Origin of the sequence: Dolichospermum planctonicum (genome assembly GCF_005402965.1) — a bacterium.
In the GTDB taxonomy this organism is placed as follows: Bacteria; Cyanobacteriota; Cyanobacteriia; order Cyanobacteriales; family Nostocaceae; genus Dolichospermum; species Dolichospermum planctonicum.
In genome coordinates, this window is record NZ_BJCF01000015.1 from 41606 (window position 1) to 56994 (window position 15389).

Here is a 15389-nt window from a genome sequence, read left to right on the forward strand (position 1 = left end):
TTATTTTCTGAAAAGTAATAGTTTTCAAATATATTGCTCATCATATTAATTACACTGTAGCTAAAATCTCAAAGTTTTTACCCAATTCAGTAGTGTAATTAATTTTCAATATTTATTTTTAAAATGCGTTTTGGAATAGTATTAAATTCTCCTTCTCCTCTAGGAAATAATGGTAAGTAGTTTCTTTGTTCACGAGAATATTCGTAAAATGATTATATGCTATATTCGATTAACCTCATTGAAGTTTGCATAATTATTGATATCATTGATTATACAGACAAAACCCACCGAATTTACAATTAAGCAAAAGGTGGGTTAAAAAACTTAATTTGTTTTAGCAAATTCTCTTCGCAATTAATTATTTAGATATTGTCAATTCCAAAGTCTGTTTAAAATCATCCACAGAATTAACTGTTACAGCCAATTTCAACATTTCATCTAAAATAGATAAATTAGAAATCTGAGATAGAGATACTATAATCTCTAAAGAAACCTCACCAAATCGAGTTTGCAAAACAGTTTTGATGTAATCACGAGCATTTTGTAATGCACCAATTTCCTTACCAATCTCTTTACCGCGTTCTATTGCCATTTCTTCTGTAGGACTGATAAAAGGCATTTTTCTTTCCTCCTCTAAACTGTTAAGTTGATTTAGTAACTTTTGCTGTAATTGCCCAGGTAAAGTCATCATTTTGTCAATGATTTTAAAGAGTTTAACAATTTGTTCTTTTGTTAAGCCTCTATCATAAAGTCCGCGAATTAATGTCCATTTCCATTGCTCCCGTTCTGATAAATTACCAGTGGTTGCTTTAGTTTTCAAATGTGCCATTACTATGATAGCAAATGGATTATCACTAGCTTCTAATTCCTGCCAGCGAGATTCATAGTCCAGTAGTTTAGCAATGGGAAATTTCAGACTAACTTCACACCCTCCAAGGGAATAACCATAAGCACTAGGTCGCCAATTATGCCTTTCATCACCTAGAACGGCGAGACTAATTACAGGTTTGTGATATAAATCAAAGGAACGGTAATTATAAATATACATCCGTTCACCAAAATATACTTCATATTGACTTTGAATTTCAACATGAATTAATATCCAAACTTCTCGTTTATCCAGTAACCAAACTTGATAAAGTTGGTCAGCAATACGTTTTTCTGTTTCTGATGAAGCCGTAATCTCCTGTAGTTCTTTATCAAGGGACTGAGGCGTTTGTGTCCAATCAATTAATTGATGGACTTCGGGAAAAAAGAAGGTTAAGAAGCTTTCAAAATACTCCGTTAATGCTTCTTTCCAAGATTCATCATAATTAGCAGTTACTTCTTTCATAAGTAGGTTGGCGTTAAAAATTGTCGTTATGACAAGGGAACAGGGAACTCTTAACTGGGAACAGGTTTTGGGCAACTTTACTTTTCGTTACTTATGTCGGTTTTTTTCCGTTCACTTTCATAACAAAGATTCCTGATAGCTAAATTACTCTAATTTCTGTATTTCCTTAGAGGATGTTTTAATTCTACACCTTTTGAATAAACTTCTTACCTAATAAACCTTGGGGTCTAACTAATAACATCATAAACAAGATGCCAAAAGCAACAGCATCTTTATAACCAGAATATTCTCCGGGAACTAATGCTTCAATTATCCCGATAACTAAACCTCCCAAAACTGCACCGGGAATACTTCCTAAACCTCCTAAAACAATTACAGCTAAACCCCGTAAACCAAAACCAATTCCAAAATAAGGACCGGCTATGCTGACACTAGAAGCGACTAAAGTTCCTGCTAAACCTGCTAAGAAACTGCTGATAAAAAATGTGATAATGATGAATTTATCGGTATTAATTCCTAACAAACTGGCAGTTATTTGATCTTCAGCGATCGCTTGCATAGCTTTACCATATTTAGTATAATTAACAAAATAGGTAATCATGGAAACAACTATCAAGGAAACAACAAAAATTATTAGTTGTACAGTGCGAATAGGAATTGGATGTTGGGCGCTACCAAAATTAATTGCTGCTGGTAAATTCCCAAACGTATCCGCTGGAAAAGTGTAACTTTCTGCACCTAATAAATATTGAATTAAGTTAACAATTACCACGGCTACACCCAAGCTAGAAACCACTGTTAATAATGGGTCAGAACCTTTACGCCGCAATGGTTTAAAGGCAAGACGTTCCATGATGACTCCGATTAATCCAGCCAAGATACTACCTAAAATCAAAGCAATTGTAAAAGGCAATTTTAAGGGTAAAGCTGCATTAGCTAACAAACCACTAAAGCCAAAATTCCCGCCCATGAGTGCATAAGTAAAATAAGCACCTAAAGTAAAAATTGCCCCATGGGCTAAATTAATAATGCCTAAAATCGAATAAACTAGGGTATATCCTAAAGCAAAAATAGCGTAAACGCTGCCAATAGATAACCCATTTAACAACTGTTGTAAAATTACTGTGAAATCCATTTCCGACTATTTAATAAATGTGAATTTGCCACTATTGCCATCTTTATCCATTTTGATTTGGGCTACATATAAATCTTTTTGTACTACTTCACCGATAGGTGTGAAAGATATTTCCCCTAAAGGTGTATCATACTTTCCTGCTAATATCTGTTTATTCAGTGAAGTTCTTAATTGTGGTAATGGCAATTTATTAATCTTACTCTGATTATCTAAAGCTTTGAGTGCTTCTACATAAACTTGTAGAGCGGTAAAAGCTTGGGCGCTAAATTGGGGTGGTTCTTTCTTGTATTGATCTAAATAACTTTGCCGAAATTTTTGGTTAATATTATTAGCATGATCTGGACTGTAGGCTTGAGCAATAATTACACCATCGCAAAGTGCTTTACATACTGTCAATATATTAGATGAGTTTAAACCATTGCCACCAATAATTAAACCTTTATAACCGAGTTCTCGCAACTGTCTTACTAAGTTACCACCATCAGCAGCCAAACCAGAAATAATCACTAAATCTGGTTTTAAATTCATAGCATTAGTAATTTGACTTTGAAAATCAGTATCAGTAGTTTGAAATTTTTGGACTGTAACTATTTCTAGTTTTGCGTCTTTAACTGTTTTTTGAAATATTTCTGTTTCTGATTTATTAAATGCGTCATTTTGGGCATAAAAAACAGCCACTTTTTTAATATTGGGGTTTTGTTTGAGTGCTGCTTTGACTGCATTGGGAGCAACTTTAGCAATAGGTACAGATACACGAGCAATATAATCACCTAATTCGGGAATACCTTTAGCCGTATTTGATGCTGCAATTACTGGAACTTTAGCACGTTCTGCAACCGGGTCAGCACTAAAAGCTTGTTGGGATAAAGTTGGACCAATAATACCCACCACTTTATCTTTGTTGATTAATGTTTGAAAGGCGTTGATTGCCCCTGGTTCATCTCCACTAGTATCTTGCACTACTAATTTAATGGGTGTACCATTAACCCCACCTTGATCATTAAAATACTTTTCGGCTATTTTTACACCTGCTATACCCTCTTGACCTAGTAAGGCCACGTTGCTAGTCTGGGCAAAGGCGATGCCAATGGGGATAGCACTAGATGTAGGGGTGGAGGTATTAGTTGCAGTGTTAGTCCCGGTATTACCGCCGCCGCAAGCTGTTAGTAAAATAGTGCAGGTAGCTAAGAATGTGGTTGTTAGTCCAGGAGTTTTGTTCATGATTCAACTATAGTTATAGTTTTGGGATCATATTTATTTAACCACACAAGGACTGATAATTAGTTGCTAATTAGTTAGTGTAGTAGGTCTGATTTTTGAAAATATCAGTATCTTGTGGTGCGGGCATCCTGCCCGCTATAATTATACCAATTAAAATTATACTTAAATGCAGTATATTTGAGGTAGGGTGTGTTAGCTGTCTGTGGTGCGGGCATCCTGCCCGCTATAAATTAGCACAATAAAATTATACTTAAATGCAGTATATTTGAGGTATGGTGTGTTAGCTGTCTGTGGTGCGGGCATCCTGCCCGCTATAAATTAGCACAATAAAATTGGTAAATTCACGGTGTTGCATAATGGCGGTAGAAATTATGCAACGACCTCAGAAAAATTAAGAGGATGTTTTTCTAGTATTGGGCGAATATAGCCTCACTCTAAACATTGGATACTTTATACAAGCATTCTGACTCCTCAATTCTTAACTTTGGTACTAATCTAGAAAACCCATCAAAATTTCGGAATCATCAAAAGTATTTGGGGCTATTGGGCGATTTCCGAATATAGAATAGTTTTGAGCAATTACCAAAGCGCTGGAAGCAATGGGACGAATACCAGACAAATTAATACTATCAACCACTTGGAATGTGTTTGCACCTATGGGACGAATTCCCATGGAGTTGTAGGTATCAACTACCTGTAAAGTCCCTGTGGTAATGGGACGCATTCCAGCTACTATCATTGTTCCTTGAGAACTTTGTTCAGTATTACCACTGTTTTCTTGAGTATTTTCTGTCATTGTTATTTCTCCTTTGTATCTGATGGCACTTATTTAAACTCAATCTTTGTTTGTTAAGTGAATTTTACAATAGATAAGGAAAGAAGTATTTTTTTCCCATATATTAAAAGTCTAACCTTAAATCAGCATATATCACAGATTGCACTTGAGATTGATATATTTTGATCAGATAGAATATACTCATGATAGCGAAGCCTGGAACCGGAATCGCTAAACCTGCCAATACCTAGTTAGGGTTTTGATTAAAGTTTGTAACTATTGACAGAGGTGTAATCTACAATGACTTGGGAATTTTGGATTGATAGGGGTGGTACGTTTACTGATATTGTCGCCAAAAGCCCAGATGGTAAGTTACAAATTCATAAGCTATTATCCGAAAATCACGAACGGTACACCGATGCCGCCATAGAGGGAATTAGGCAAATTTTAGGCATTTCTGCTCACGCGGCTATTCCTAGTCAAGAAATCGCAGTTGTTAAAATGGGAACAACAGTAGCCACAAATGCCCTCCTGGAAAAAAAGGGAGATAGAACTGTTTTAATTATCACCAAGGGGTTTGCAGACGCTTTAAGAATTGGGTATCAAAACCGTCCTGACATTTTTGCTCGGCAAATTATTTTACCAGAAATGTTGTATGAGCAGGTGATTGAAGTAGAAGAACGTTACAATGCTCAAGGTGAAGTATTAATTAACTTAAATTTAGATAGTGTTCACCGACAACTACAAACAGCTTACAATAACGGCATTCGTTCCTGTGCAATTGTTTTTATGCACGGTTATCGCTACACTAACCATGAAAAACAAGTTGCTAACCTCGCCAAAAACATCGGCTTTACTCAAGTTTCAGTATCTCATGAAGTTACCCCGTTAATGAAGTTAGTTAGTCGGGGTGATACAACGGTAGTAGATGCTTATTTATCCCCGATTTTACGAAGATATGTCAATCAAGTAGCCAGTCAGTTGGGAAAAAATGTCACCCTCCAGTTTATGCAATCTCACGGAGGCTTAACTGACGCGGAAACATTTCAAGGTAAAGATAGTATCTTATCAGGTCCTGCGGGGGGAATTGTCGGGGCGGTGCAAACTAGCATCATAGCAGGATTTAATAAAATTATCAGTTTTGATATGGGTGGTACATCTACGGATGTTGCCCATTACAATGGTGAATATGAACGCACATTAGAGGCGGAAGTGGCTGGGGTGAGATTCCGCACACCAATGATGGCTATTCATACAGTTGCAGCGGGTGGTGGCTCAATTTTACATTTCGATGGTTCTCGCTATCGCGTCGGACCAGAATCCGCTGGTGCAAATCCTGGACCGGCTTCCTACTCTAAAGGTGGACCGCTGACAGTCACAGATTGTAATGTCATGGTGGGTAAGTTGCAACCGGCTTTTTTTCCCCAGGTATTTGGTAGAGAAGCAAATTTACCATTAGATGTAGAGATTGTCAAGGGTAAATTTGCGGAATTAAGAGCAGAAATTGGTGATCATCGCCCAGCGGAGGAAGTAGCCACAGGTTTTCTGACCATAGCTGTTGATAAAATGGCCAATGCAATTAAGAAAATCTCGCTCCAACGTGGTTATGATATATCCGAATATACTTTATGCTGTTTTGGTGGTGCAGGTGGACAACACGCTTGTTTAATTGCTGACGCTTTAGGGATGAAACAGGTATTGATTCATCCCTATTCTGGGGTTTTATCTGCTTATGGGATGGGTTTAGCAGATGTTAGAGTCTTAAAAGACAAAGCTATTGAAGCGGTTTTAGAATTAAAATTGTTGTCAGATTTAAGAGCAGTATTCGCAGAATTAGCAGCAGCGGGAAAAAAAGAATTAAACCGCCAAAATCCTGGTAATGTAGAGATTTTGCTGTATAAAAAGCTGCATTTAAGATATGAAGGAACAGACGCGCTTTTAGTGGTAGATTTCGCTGATTTACAAGCAATAGAGGATCAATTTGCAGAATTACACCGTCAGCGTTATGGCTTTATTGTCGCGGAAAAGCGGTTAATTGTGGAGGCGGTAACGGTAGAATTAGTATTACATCATCATCGCCAAACTGTCACCGTAATTTCTCGAATAAATGATAATTTACCTGTTGCAGAGACAACCGTACAAATGTTTACGGCTGGAAAATGGTGGAATACTCCAGTTTATCGTCGGGAGAATTTACAACCGGGGGACTGTATTTTAGGTCCTGCAATTATTGTAGAAGCGACAGGTACAAATATTATTGAACCTAACTGGAAAGCGGAATTAACTAATATTCAGAATTTGATATTAAAGCATAATGGAAATGCTCGATCTTTAACCAAAAATCCAAAATCGAAAATCCAAAATCGCCAAGACGCGGTTATGTTGGAAATTTTTAATAATTTGTTTCGAGCGATCGCTGAACAAATGGGTATAACATTACAAAATACCAGTTCCTCTGTCAATATTAAAGAAAGACTTGATTTTTCCTGTGCAATTTTCGATCATCATGGACAATTGGTAGCAAATGCGCCGCATATTCCTGTCCATTTAGGTTCTATGAGTGAAAGTGTTCAAGCTTTGATTTCCACTCATGAAAATAATATTAAACCGGGTGATGTTTTTGCTGCTAATAATCCCTACAATGGGGGAACACACCTTCCAGATATTACAGTTATTACCCCTGTATTTCTCAATGCTAATTTTCCCATTTTTTATGTTGCTTCCCGGGGACATCATGCAGATATTGGTGGAATAACTCCTGGTTCTATGCCACCTTATAGTACAAATATAGCAGAAGAAGGAATTTTATTAGATAATTTTCAACTAGTTAATTCTGGGATTTTCTGTGAACAAGAATTAATTAATTTACTCAGTAGTGAACCGTACCCAGCTAGGAATATTTCTCAAAATATCGCCGATTTAAAAGCGCAAATTGCAGCGAATCAAATCGGTGTTCAAGAACTTCTAAAAATGGTAGAACACTATAGTTTAGAAACAGTCCAAGCTTATATGGGTTTTGTCCAAGACAATGGGGAGGAATCAGTGCGTCGTGTTATTGAAGTTTTAAAAGACGGTAGTTTTAGTTATGCTTTAGATGATGGAAGTATGATTAAAGTAGAAATTACCATTGATAAAAACTCCAGAAATGCCAAAATAGACTTTACTGGTACTTCACCACAATTAAATAATAACTTTAATGCACCTTCAGCAGTATGTAAAGCAGCAGTTTTATATGTTTTTCGCACCTTAGTAAATGACGATATTCCTTTAAATGCAGGATGTATGAAACCCTTAGAAGTTATTATTCCTCAAGGTTGTATGTTAAACCCCTCTTATCCGGCTGCGGTAGTTGGGGGAAACGTGGAAACTTCCCAAGCAATTACTGATACTTTATATGGGGCTTTAGGTGTGTTAGCAGCTTCCCAAGGAACGATGAATAATTTCACTTTTGGAAATGAGAAATATCAATATTATGAAACTATCTGCGGTGGTTCTGGTGCGGGTGCAAATTTTGATGGAACAGACGCAGTTCATACTCACATGACTAATTCTAGATTAACAGATCCCGAAGTTTTAGAATGGCGTTTTCCTGTGATTTTAGAAAGTTTTGCAATTCGTCAACATAGTGGTGGTCAAGGTCAATATCACGGTGGAAATGGTGTAATTCGGCGGTTACAATTTTTAGAAAATATGACAGCAGGAATTTTAGCAAATCATCGCATTATTCCCCCATTTGGTTTATGTGGTGGAGAAGCAGGTATAGTAGGTAAAAATTATGTAGAAAGAAATAATGGAACTGTGGAGAAATTAGCAAGCAAAGCCGTGGTAGAAATGAATCCTGGAGATATATTTGTGATTGAAACTCCTGGTGGTGGAGGCTACAGCCAGTTGTGATGAGGTGAATTTTCATTGATAACGTAGTAGAATAGGTGACAGATAAGTTGTACGGAAGAGAGGACGGGAAATTGGAAGAACTCAGGACAGTATTAGAATTAGCCACCGAAGAAGAATTACAGGACTTGACAGCAATTCTGTTTAGTCGCAAATTTAACCCCTTAGATTATGTTCACACCCCCGAACCCATTACAGTACAAAGCCAAGACCGTCAAGCGTGGTTAGACGCTATCGAGAACCGTTTTCGTTTTTTAGCGGCCGACGGGATCACGGTATTACGGAGAAAAACTAGTAAAGTAACTTACAGACAAGCCCTGATTCAAGTCTGTAAATATCTGAAAATTCACTATGATCAAAATTTAACAACAGTTGATTTAGAAGCAGAAGTATTTTTACATTTGTTAGGAAAGGTTTGGAAACAACTACCGAAAACAGAAAAGCAGCAACTAACTATTAATTTGCAACGTCAGTTAGTAGAATCGAACTTAAAACAACCATTACCATTATCATTGCAACATGATCCTTTAGGATTAATATTTAAAGGTGGTAGCGCCTTGGCTGTAACTTCTGTAATTCAACCCTTTGTACTACAAACTATCGCCCGTGAATTTGCTGTTCATTTTGCTACCTACCAAGTAGCTAAAGAAGCAGCAATTACAGGTACAGGACTAGCGACTAAACAGTTTCAAAATCATGTAGCTTTACAAATGTCTCGACAGGGTATGACCATGAGCGCAGCCCGTTATAGTGCGGTTCGTAGTGTATTTGCTTTTGTCGGTCCAATGATGTGGGCTTGGTTTTTTGCTGATTTAGGTTGGAAAGCGATCGCTACAAACTATGGCAGAATTATTCCTACAGTCTTTACCCTCGCCCAAATTCGTCTTACCCGTACAGAATGCTGGGAAATAGCTTAAAAAAAACCTTTTATCATCCGAATTTCCGCTTACAAACCCCTTGGAATTGGCTGCAATTTGGACTAATATCTTTCCCCCTGAGTCCATTTTTAGGGGGTATTTCCATAGCTGTAGCTTCATTACTAACTTGGCGCAAACAATACCATATCATTCGCCAGTATCCAATTCACCAGGGATTTGCTATTTTGAGTATTTTACTACTCATTAGCACCGGATTTGCCCCAAACAAACTAGATGCTTTTTTAGGTTTATTTAACTTATTACCCTTCTTTTTCTTTTTTGCAGGACTAACTTCCCTCATACAAACACCTACCCAATTAAGACAAATATCCTGGATAATAGTATTTGGTTCTGTACCTATTTTAATCATAGGATTTGGGCAATTATTTCTGAATTGGAACTTTAAATTTCAGGTTTTATGGATTGTTTTTGATTGGATAGTTGCACCGGGAGGATTACCACAAGGACGCATGGCTTCTAACTTTATGCACGCTAATACTTTAGCCGCATATTTAGTAACTATTTTCATTTTAGGTTTAGGTTTATGGCTAGAAAACTATCAGAAACTCAAACAAAAAAATCCCCTGATTATCTTTTTAACAATTACAGTATTTGCTAACCTTATCGCCTTGATTTTAACTAATTCTCGCAATGGCTGGTTGATAGCTATTTTTACCTGTTTAGCTTATGCTTTATATCAAGGTTGGCGATTAATTGTTGGTGCTGTTGTCAGTATTACCAGTTGTTTTTTATTAGCAGCTTTTGCACCTTCACCCATGGCAGAATTTTTCCGTAAATTCGTTCCCTATGGAATTTGGGCGCGGTTAAATGATGATATGTTTCCTGATAGACCGATAGCATTAATGAGAAAAACCCAATGGGAATTTGCCTTAAATTTAACCCAAAAACACCCCTTAACTGGTTCAGGTTTACGCAGTTTTAATGAACTGTATAAAACCCAAATGCAAATTGATATAAATCATCCCCATAACCTCTTTTTAATGTTATCAGCGGAAACAGGTCTAATTACCACCTTATTATTTTGTGGGTTACTAATTTGGATATTAATTACAGCTAGTCAACTTTTATGGAACTCCCAAACCATAGAACCAAAAAATCGCCTCATCTTTTTTAGTTATTTAATTACATTTATCAGCTGGATATTATTTAATACCGTTGATATCACCATCTTTGATATTCGGTTAAATACCCTGGCTTGGATATTTCTAGCTGCATTGTGTGGAGTTATGTACCAATATCAATCACATCATAAGTAGGTTGGCGTTAAAAATTGTCGTTATGACAAGGGAACAGGTTACAGGGAACAGGTTACAGGGAACAGGGAACAGGGAACAGGGAACAGGTTACAGGTGACAGGTGACAGGTTATAGGTGACAGGTTATAGGTTACAGGTTACAGGGAACAGGTTACAGGTTACAGGGAACAGGTTACAGAAAACAGGGAACAGGTTACAGAAAACAGGGAACAGGTTACAGGGAACAGGTTACAGGTTACAGGTTACAGGTTACAGGTTACAGGTTACAGGTTACAGGTTACAGGTTTTAGGCCACTTTACTTTTCGTTACTTATGTTGGGTTTTTTCCGTTAACCTACTTAAATTCAGAGATAATTAAAACTGACAACAGCATTCATCTATTTCATCTATTTAATTACACCACACCCTGATTACCTTCTTCCTTCGCGCCTAGAAGGAAACAATTTCCTATAAACCGTGGTTCATTGACCTGAAAATCACTGTAATTAGTAAAATAAGAAAGTTCGTAATTAAAACCCTATGCCTAGTACAGATAATTTTTTACAATACACCCAATGGTCAGGTATTGCTACAATAGTATTTGCAGTTTTGACAATTTTAGCCTTTATACTCAAATGGGGCTTTCGCTTTCGATTAGTGGGTGCAACTGGCTTTATGCTGGTACTGACAGGGGGGTTATTTTCATTGTCCCTTGTTCCCTTGAGTCGTACAGTTATTCCCGGTGCTGTTAAATACACCCTAGTTTATGATAACGGTTCTAACCAAACGGTAATTTCCACCTTCCCGGAAATCACTCCCACAGAATTAGAAGCTACCTTACGTCAAGCAGCTAGTAACCTGTATTCCTATGGTCGCTTAGGTAGCGGCGGAAACAAGCAATTAACAGTCCGCGCCCGCACCATTATCCACCCAGAAATCGGGTTGTCTGTACCCCTATACCTGGGTGAAGTCAACCGCACTCTAGTCAGTCGTGAAGACCCGGAAATGACAATCAAAATTTATTTAGACAAATTTGCTTCACTACCAAAACCCGCTGCGTCAGGATTAGACATTTCGTAAAAAAAGAATTAAAAAAAGAATATAGAGACGTTTCGGTAAACGTCTCTAGAAGCTATAGCATTTTTTAGCTTTCAGCAGTCCGCTATATTGGGAAATAAATATTTTCCTATATTCTCTATTTGCACATTTTTTTTGCTATATACAATACAATAAAGATTATTTTTTTAAAATCTGATTAAGAAATATCAATATTTTTGGCAAAATAAAGATCATGCCTAATCAAAATCCTACCGAAACTTTGTCTACTCAAGCTGCTAGTTCATTTTTCAGCCTTTCTATTTCCCCAGGGAAAGTAATTCGCGGCGCTGGTATATTATCAACCGTTGCGGCTCAAGTCGCTAATTTGGGAACTCGTCCGTTAATTGTAGCCGGAAATCATACTCTTAATCTGAGTAAAGAGCATTTAAAACCTCTTTTCCAATCTCAACAATTACATTCTATCTTGGTTTCCTATGGCGCTGATTGTTGTGAAACTAGTCTGAAAGCTTTACGCAAAGCCGCCAAGGAACATAAGGCTGATATCATTATCGGTATTGGTGGTGGTAAAGCCTTAGATACCGCTAAATTAGTCGCTCACCAGTTAACATTACCAGTGATCACAATTCCCACTTCTGCGGCTACCTGCGCGGCGTGGACTGCCCTTTCTAATGTATATTCAACAACGGGGGCGTTTTTGTATGACGTGGCTTTATCTCGCTGTCCAGATTTGCTAATTTTGGATTATAATTTGATCCAGACTGCACCGCAACGGACCTTAGTGGCAGGTATTGGAGATGCGATCGCTAAATGGTACGAAGCATCGGTTAGCAGTGGACATTTGCAACAAACTTTAATTATTGCTGCGGTTCAACAAGCGCGAGTTTTACGAGATATATTACTACAAAAGTCTGCTGCTGCGTTACAGTCCCCAGGTACGGAAATTTGGCAAGAAGTTGTAGACGCAACCGTACTCCTAGCCGGGGTAATTGGGGGGCTAGGAGGGGCGCAATGTCGCACAGTCGCTGCCCATGCGGTTCATAATGGCTTAACCCATATTTCAGGACATAATAGCATTCACGGGGAGAAGGTCGCTTATGGTATTCTGGTACAACTGCGGTTAGAAGAAATGATCCAGGGAAATCAATTAGCAGCTTCAGCAAGACAACAACTGTTGAAGTTTTACGCAGAGATTGGACTACCCCAAAAATTAGCAGATTTGGGATTAGGTAATATCACTTTGGGTGAGTTACAAACAGCAGCAGAAATTAGTTTAGAACCTAATTCTGATATCCACCGTTTACCGTTTAAAGTAGCGTTGGAACAATTAATGGCCGCAATGGTTTCTACCACTGCACCAAATCAATTAAAAATTAAAAATGGGTAATAGGTAATAGGTAATGGGTAATAGGTAATGGGTAATTGGTAAAATTTTCATCTATTCCCTGTCACCTGTCACCTGTCACCTATCACCTGTCACCTGTTCCCTATTTCGAGGTTGAAAGAATGAATTTAAGTTGGATTACTCCCGCAGAACGGATACAAAAGTTACCTCCTTATGTTTTTGCTCGTTTAGATGAATTAAAAGCGAAAGCTAGAGAACAAGGACTGGATTTAATTGATTTGGGTATGGGAAATCCCGATGGTCCTACACCTCAACCTGTAATAGAAGCTGCCATGACGGCCTTGCAAAATCCCGCTAATCATGGTTATCCTCCATTTGAAGGGACTGCAAGTTTCCGTAAAGCTATTACTCAATGGTATCATCGTCGCTATGGAGTGGTACTTAATCCTGATAGTGAGGCTTTACCCTTACTCGGTTCTAAGGAAGGTTTGGGACATTTAGCGATCGCCTACATTAATCCTGGTGATACTGTATTAGTACCTTCACCATCTTACCCTGTACATTTCCGTGGTCCGATTATTGCTGGGGGAGTCATTCACAATTTAATTCTTAAAGAAGAAAATAACTGGTTAATTGATTTAGCGGCCATTCCTGACGAAGTAGCCAGAAAAGCCAAAATTCTCTATTTTAATTATCCTAGTAATCCTACCGCAGCCACCGCCCCCCGGGAATTTTTTGCAGAAATTGTCGCTTTTGCGCGGAAGTATGAAATCCTTTTAGTCCATGATTTATGTTATGCAGAATTAGCTTTTGATGGTTATCAACCCACTAGCTTATTAGAAATTCCCGGTGCAAAGGATATAGGGGTAGAATTTCACACTTTATCTAAAACCTATAATATGGCAGGTTGGCGCGTTGGTTTTGTCGTCGGAAATCGTCACGTGATCCAAGGTTTGCGGACACTCAAAACCAACTTAGATTATGGCATTTTTTCCGCTTTACAAACAGCAGCAGAAACCGCTTTACAACTTCCTGATTCTTATTTACATGAAGTGCAGCAACGTTACCGCACTCGTCGAGATTTTTTAATTGATGGTTTGGGTAAATTGGGGTGGAATATTCCTAAAACCGAAGCAACTATGTATTTGTGGATAAAATGTCCGGGGGGAATGAATTCTACAGATTTTGCTTTGAATGTTTTACAGCAAACAGGGGTAGTAGTCACTCCGGGAAATGCTTTTGGTGTGGGTGGTGAAGGCTATGTAAGAATTAGTTTAATTGCTGATTGCGATCGCTTGGGTGAAGCTTTACAAAGATTCAAGGAAGCGGGTATTTGCTATCAATCGCAAGTTTCTGTTTCTGCGTAATAATTAAGGTGAATACACAATCTCAAAAGCATTAAGATTATGACAATTCTGGAAAAAGTAGTAACTACGATGCAGCAGTTACCTATAGATCAACAGCAGCAAGTTCTCCGTTTTGTTGAGTTTCTAGTATTTGAATTGGGTAATCACCAACTTAATCAAGATTCTGAAAACTCAAATCTCAAAAAGCCTGAAGCTTCTCCTCATGATCTATTGAGAAAATGGGAAGGAGTTATTGAAGGTGGGGTAGACGATCTTTCTTTTAATAAGAAATACATGAAAGAATATGGGCAGAAATGAATCAGCAGATAATTCTTGATACTGGTGTTTTGGTTGCTTATTTGAGGAAATCTGATCGCTTTCATCAATGGGCTGTAACTCAATGGAGACAGGTTGATTTACCTGTATTCACCTGTGATGCTGTGATTTCAGAAGCTTGTTTTCTGTTTCGTGATTTACCTCATATTCAACAGGGAATTATTGAATTGATTGAGGGTAATGTAATCACGATCTCTTTTGATTTGCAAGGAGAAGCAAGTAATATCAGACATTTAATGAATCGTTATGAATCTGTACCAATGTCCTTTGCTGATGCTTGTTTGGTGAGAATGTCTGAACAAATACCTAATAGTGCAATTATGACTTTAGATAGCGATTTTAATATTTATCGTAAAAACCGTAATGAGGAGATTTCTGTAATTCAGCCATAATCGCTTGGGTGAAGCTTTACAAAGATTCAAGGAAGCGGGTATTTGCTATCAATCGCAAGTTTCTGTTTCTGCGTAATAATTAAGGTGATATGGGATAGGGTGAAATTGCCAATTACCAATCACCTGAAATCTGTTTAAATTTATGATATTGATGACGTTCCTGATTAATGATATCAAAAATTTCATCAATTTCTGGATCATCTTTCCATAAACCAATAACAGTTTCTAACTCTGGCCATTTGGGTTGTTTAATTATTAAGTTATCTGGTATTTCTATAGAAATTTTTACTCCATCAGGTAGAAGAATTTTGTCTAATATTTGATCTAATAATTCTATAGTGTTACCTTTGATAATTCCTTGTATTTTCATGATTTATTCCTTCATTA

13 protein-coding genes are annotated in these 15389 nt (G+C 37.6%); 8 read left to right on the top strand and 5 right to left on the bottom strand.

Going from position 1 to position 15389, the window contains the following annotated elements; genetic code table 11:
- Positions 1–358: 358 nt before the first annotated feature.
- The 4 genes from FFO06_RS08790 to FFO06_RS08805 all read right to left on the bottom strand — a co-directional run bounded on the left by FFO06_RS08790 (position 359) and on the right by FFO06_RS08805 (position 4485).
- Positions 359–1333: an RpnC/YadD family protein gene (locus tag FFO06_RS08790; protein WP_137907701.1), complete on the bottom strand. Its 975-nt coding sequence runs from the start codon at positions 1331–1333 to the stop codon at positions 359–361.
- A gap of 184 nt (positions 1334–1517) precedes the next feature.
- Positions 1518–2468 (bottom strand): branched-chain amino acid ABC transporter permease, encoded by a 951-nt coding sequence (locus FFO06_RS08795; RefSeq protein WP_137907702.1) that lies wholly within the window; start codon positions 2466–2468, stop codon positions 1518–1520.
- Between the two features lie 6 nt (positions 2469–2474).
- Positions 2475–3689, bottom strand: a complete 1215-nt coding sequence (locus FFO06_RS08800; RefSeq protein WP_137907703.1) for an ABC transporter substrate-binding protein — start codon at positions 3687–3689, stop codon at positions 2475–2477.
- A gap of 490 nt (positions 3690–4179) precedes the next feature.
- On the bottom strand, positions 4180–4485 hold the full coding sequence (locus FFO06_RS08805) for a hypothetical protein (RefSeq protein ID WP_028083898.1): 306 nt from the start codon (positions 4483–4485) through the stop codon (positions 4180–4182).
- A 279-nt stretch (positions 4486–4764) separates the two neighbouring features.
- Here FFO06_RS08805 and FFO06_RS08810 point away from each other — a divergent pair, with 279 nt between their 5' ends.
- From FFO06_RS08810 to FFO06_RS08850, 8 genes are all read left to right on the top strand, one after another.
- The gene (locus FFO06_RS08810; protein ID WP_137907704.1) at positions 4765–8358 is read left to right on the top strand and encodes a hydantoinase B/oxoprolinase family protein; all 3594 of its coding nucleotides are present in this window, start codon (positions 4765–4767) and stop codon (positions 8356–8358) included.
- 71 nt (positions 8359–8429) lie between these two features.
- Entirely contained in the window at positions 8430–9272 is an 843-nt protein-coding gene (locus FFO06_RS08815) for a YaaW family protein (RefSeq protein WP_137907734.1), read from the top strand.
- Positions 9254–10549 (top strand): O-antigen ligase family protein, encoded by a 1296-nt coding sequence (locus tag FFO06_RS08820; RefSeq protein ID WP_137907705.1) that lies wholly within the window; start codon positions 9254–9256, stop codon positions 10547–10549. The genes FFO06_RS08815 and FFO06_RS08820 overlap by 19 nt, the downstream gene beginning before the upstream one ends.
- Before the next feature lie 518 nt (positions 10550–11067).
- Positions 11068–11607 (top strand): Ycf51 family protein, encoded by a 540-nt coding sequence (locus FFO06_RS08830; RefSeq protein ID WP_137907707.1) that lies wholly within the window; start codon positions 11068–11070, stop codon positions 11605–11607.
- A 211-nt stretch (positions 11608–11818) separates the two neighbouring features.
- Positions 11819–12970 (top strand): iron-containing alcohol dehydrogenase family protein, encoded by a 1152-nt coding sequence (locus tag FFO06_RS08835; RefSeq protein ID WP_137907708.1) that lies wholly within the window; start codon positions 11819–11821, stop codon positions 12968–12970.
- Between the two features lie 119 nt (positions 12971–13089).
- Complete coding sequence (locus tag FFO06_RS08840; protein WP_137907709.1) at positions 13090–14295, top strand: aspartate aminotransferase; 1206 nt, start codon at positions 13090–13092, stop codon at positions 14293–14295.
- 39 nt (positions 14296–14334) lie between these two features.
- Positions 14335–14592, top strand: coding sequence for a hypothetical protein (locus FFO06_RS08845; protein ID WP_028088743.1), 258 nt, complete (start codon positions 14335–14337; stop codon positions 14590–14592).
- Entirely contained in the window at positions 14589–15002 is a 414-nt protein-coding gene (locus FFO06_RS08850; RefSeq protein ID WP_137907710.1) for a type II toxin-antitoxin system VapC family toxin, read from the top strand. Before FFO06_RS08845 ends, FFO06_RS08850 begins: the two co-directional genes overlap by 4 nt.
- Before the next feature lie 112 nt (positions 15003–15114).
- Here the strand turns inward: FFO06_RS08850 and FFO06_RS08855 are convergent, their stop codons facing one another.
- Positions 15115–15372 (bottom strand): hypothetical protein, encoded by a 258-nt coding sequence (locus tag FFO06_RS08855; RefSeq protein WP_137907711.1) that lies wholly within the window; start codon positions 15370–15372, stop codon positions 15115–15117.
- Positions 15373–15389: the final 17 nt, after the last annotated feature.

Coding starts and splice junctions, on each gene's coding strand:
- FFO06_RS08790 (WP_137907701.1), bottom strand. CDS start 1,333: ATGAAAGAAGTAACTGCTAATTATGATGAATCTTGGAAAGAAGCATTA.
- FFO06_RS08795 (WP_137907702.1), bottom strand. CDS start 2,468: ATGGATTTCACAGTAATTTTACAACAGTTGTTAAATGGGTTATCTATT.
- FFO06_RS08800 (WP_137907703.1), bottom strand. CDS start 3,689: ATGAACAAAACTCCTGGACTAACAACCACATTCTTAGCTACCTGCACT.
- FFO06_RS08805 (WP_028083898.1), bottom strand. CDS start 4,485: ATGACAGAAAATACTCAAGAAAACAGTGGTAATACTGAACAAAGTTCT.
- FFO06_RS08810 (WP_137907704.1), top strand. CDS start 4,765: ATGACTTGGGAATTTTGGATTGATAGGGGTGGTACGTTTACTGATATT.
- FFO06_RS08820 (WP_137907705.1), top strand. CDS start 9,254: ATGCTGGGAAATAGCTTAAAAAAAACCTTTTATCATCCGAATTTCCGC.
- FFO06_RS08830 (WP_137907707.1), top strand. CDS start 11,068: ATGCCTAGTACAGATAATTTTTTACAATACACCCAATGGTCAGGTATT.
- FFO06_RS08835 (WP_137907708.1), top strand. CDS start 11,819: ATGCCTAATCAAAATCCTACCGAAACTTTGTCTACTCAAGCTGCTAGT.
- FFO06_RS08840 (WP_137907709.1), top strand. CDS start 13,090: ATGAATTTAAGTTGGATTACTCCCGCAGAACGGATACAAAAGTTACCT.
- FFO06_RS08845 (WP_028088743.1), top strand. CDS start 14,335: ATGACAATTCTGGAAAAAGTAGTAACTACGATGCAGCAGTTACCTATA.
- FFO06_RS08850 (WP_137907710.1), top strand. CDS start 14,589: ATGAATCAGCAGATAATTCTTGATACTGGTGTTTTGGTTGCTTATTTG.
- FFO06_RS08855 (WP_137907711.1), bottom strand. CDS start 15,372: ATGAAAATACAAGGAATTATCAAAGGTAACACTATAGAATTATTAGAT.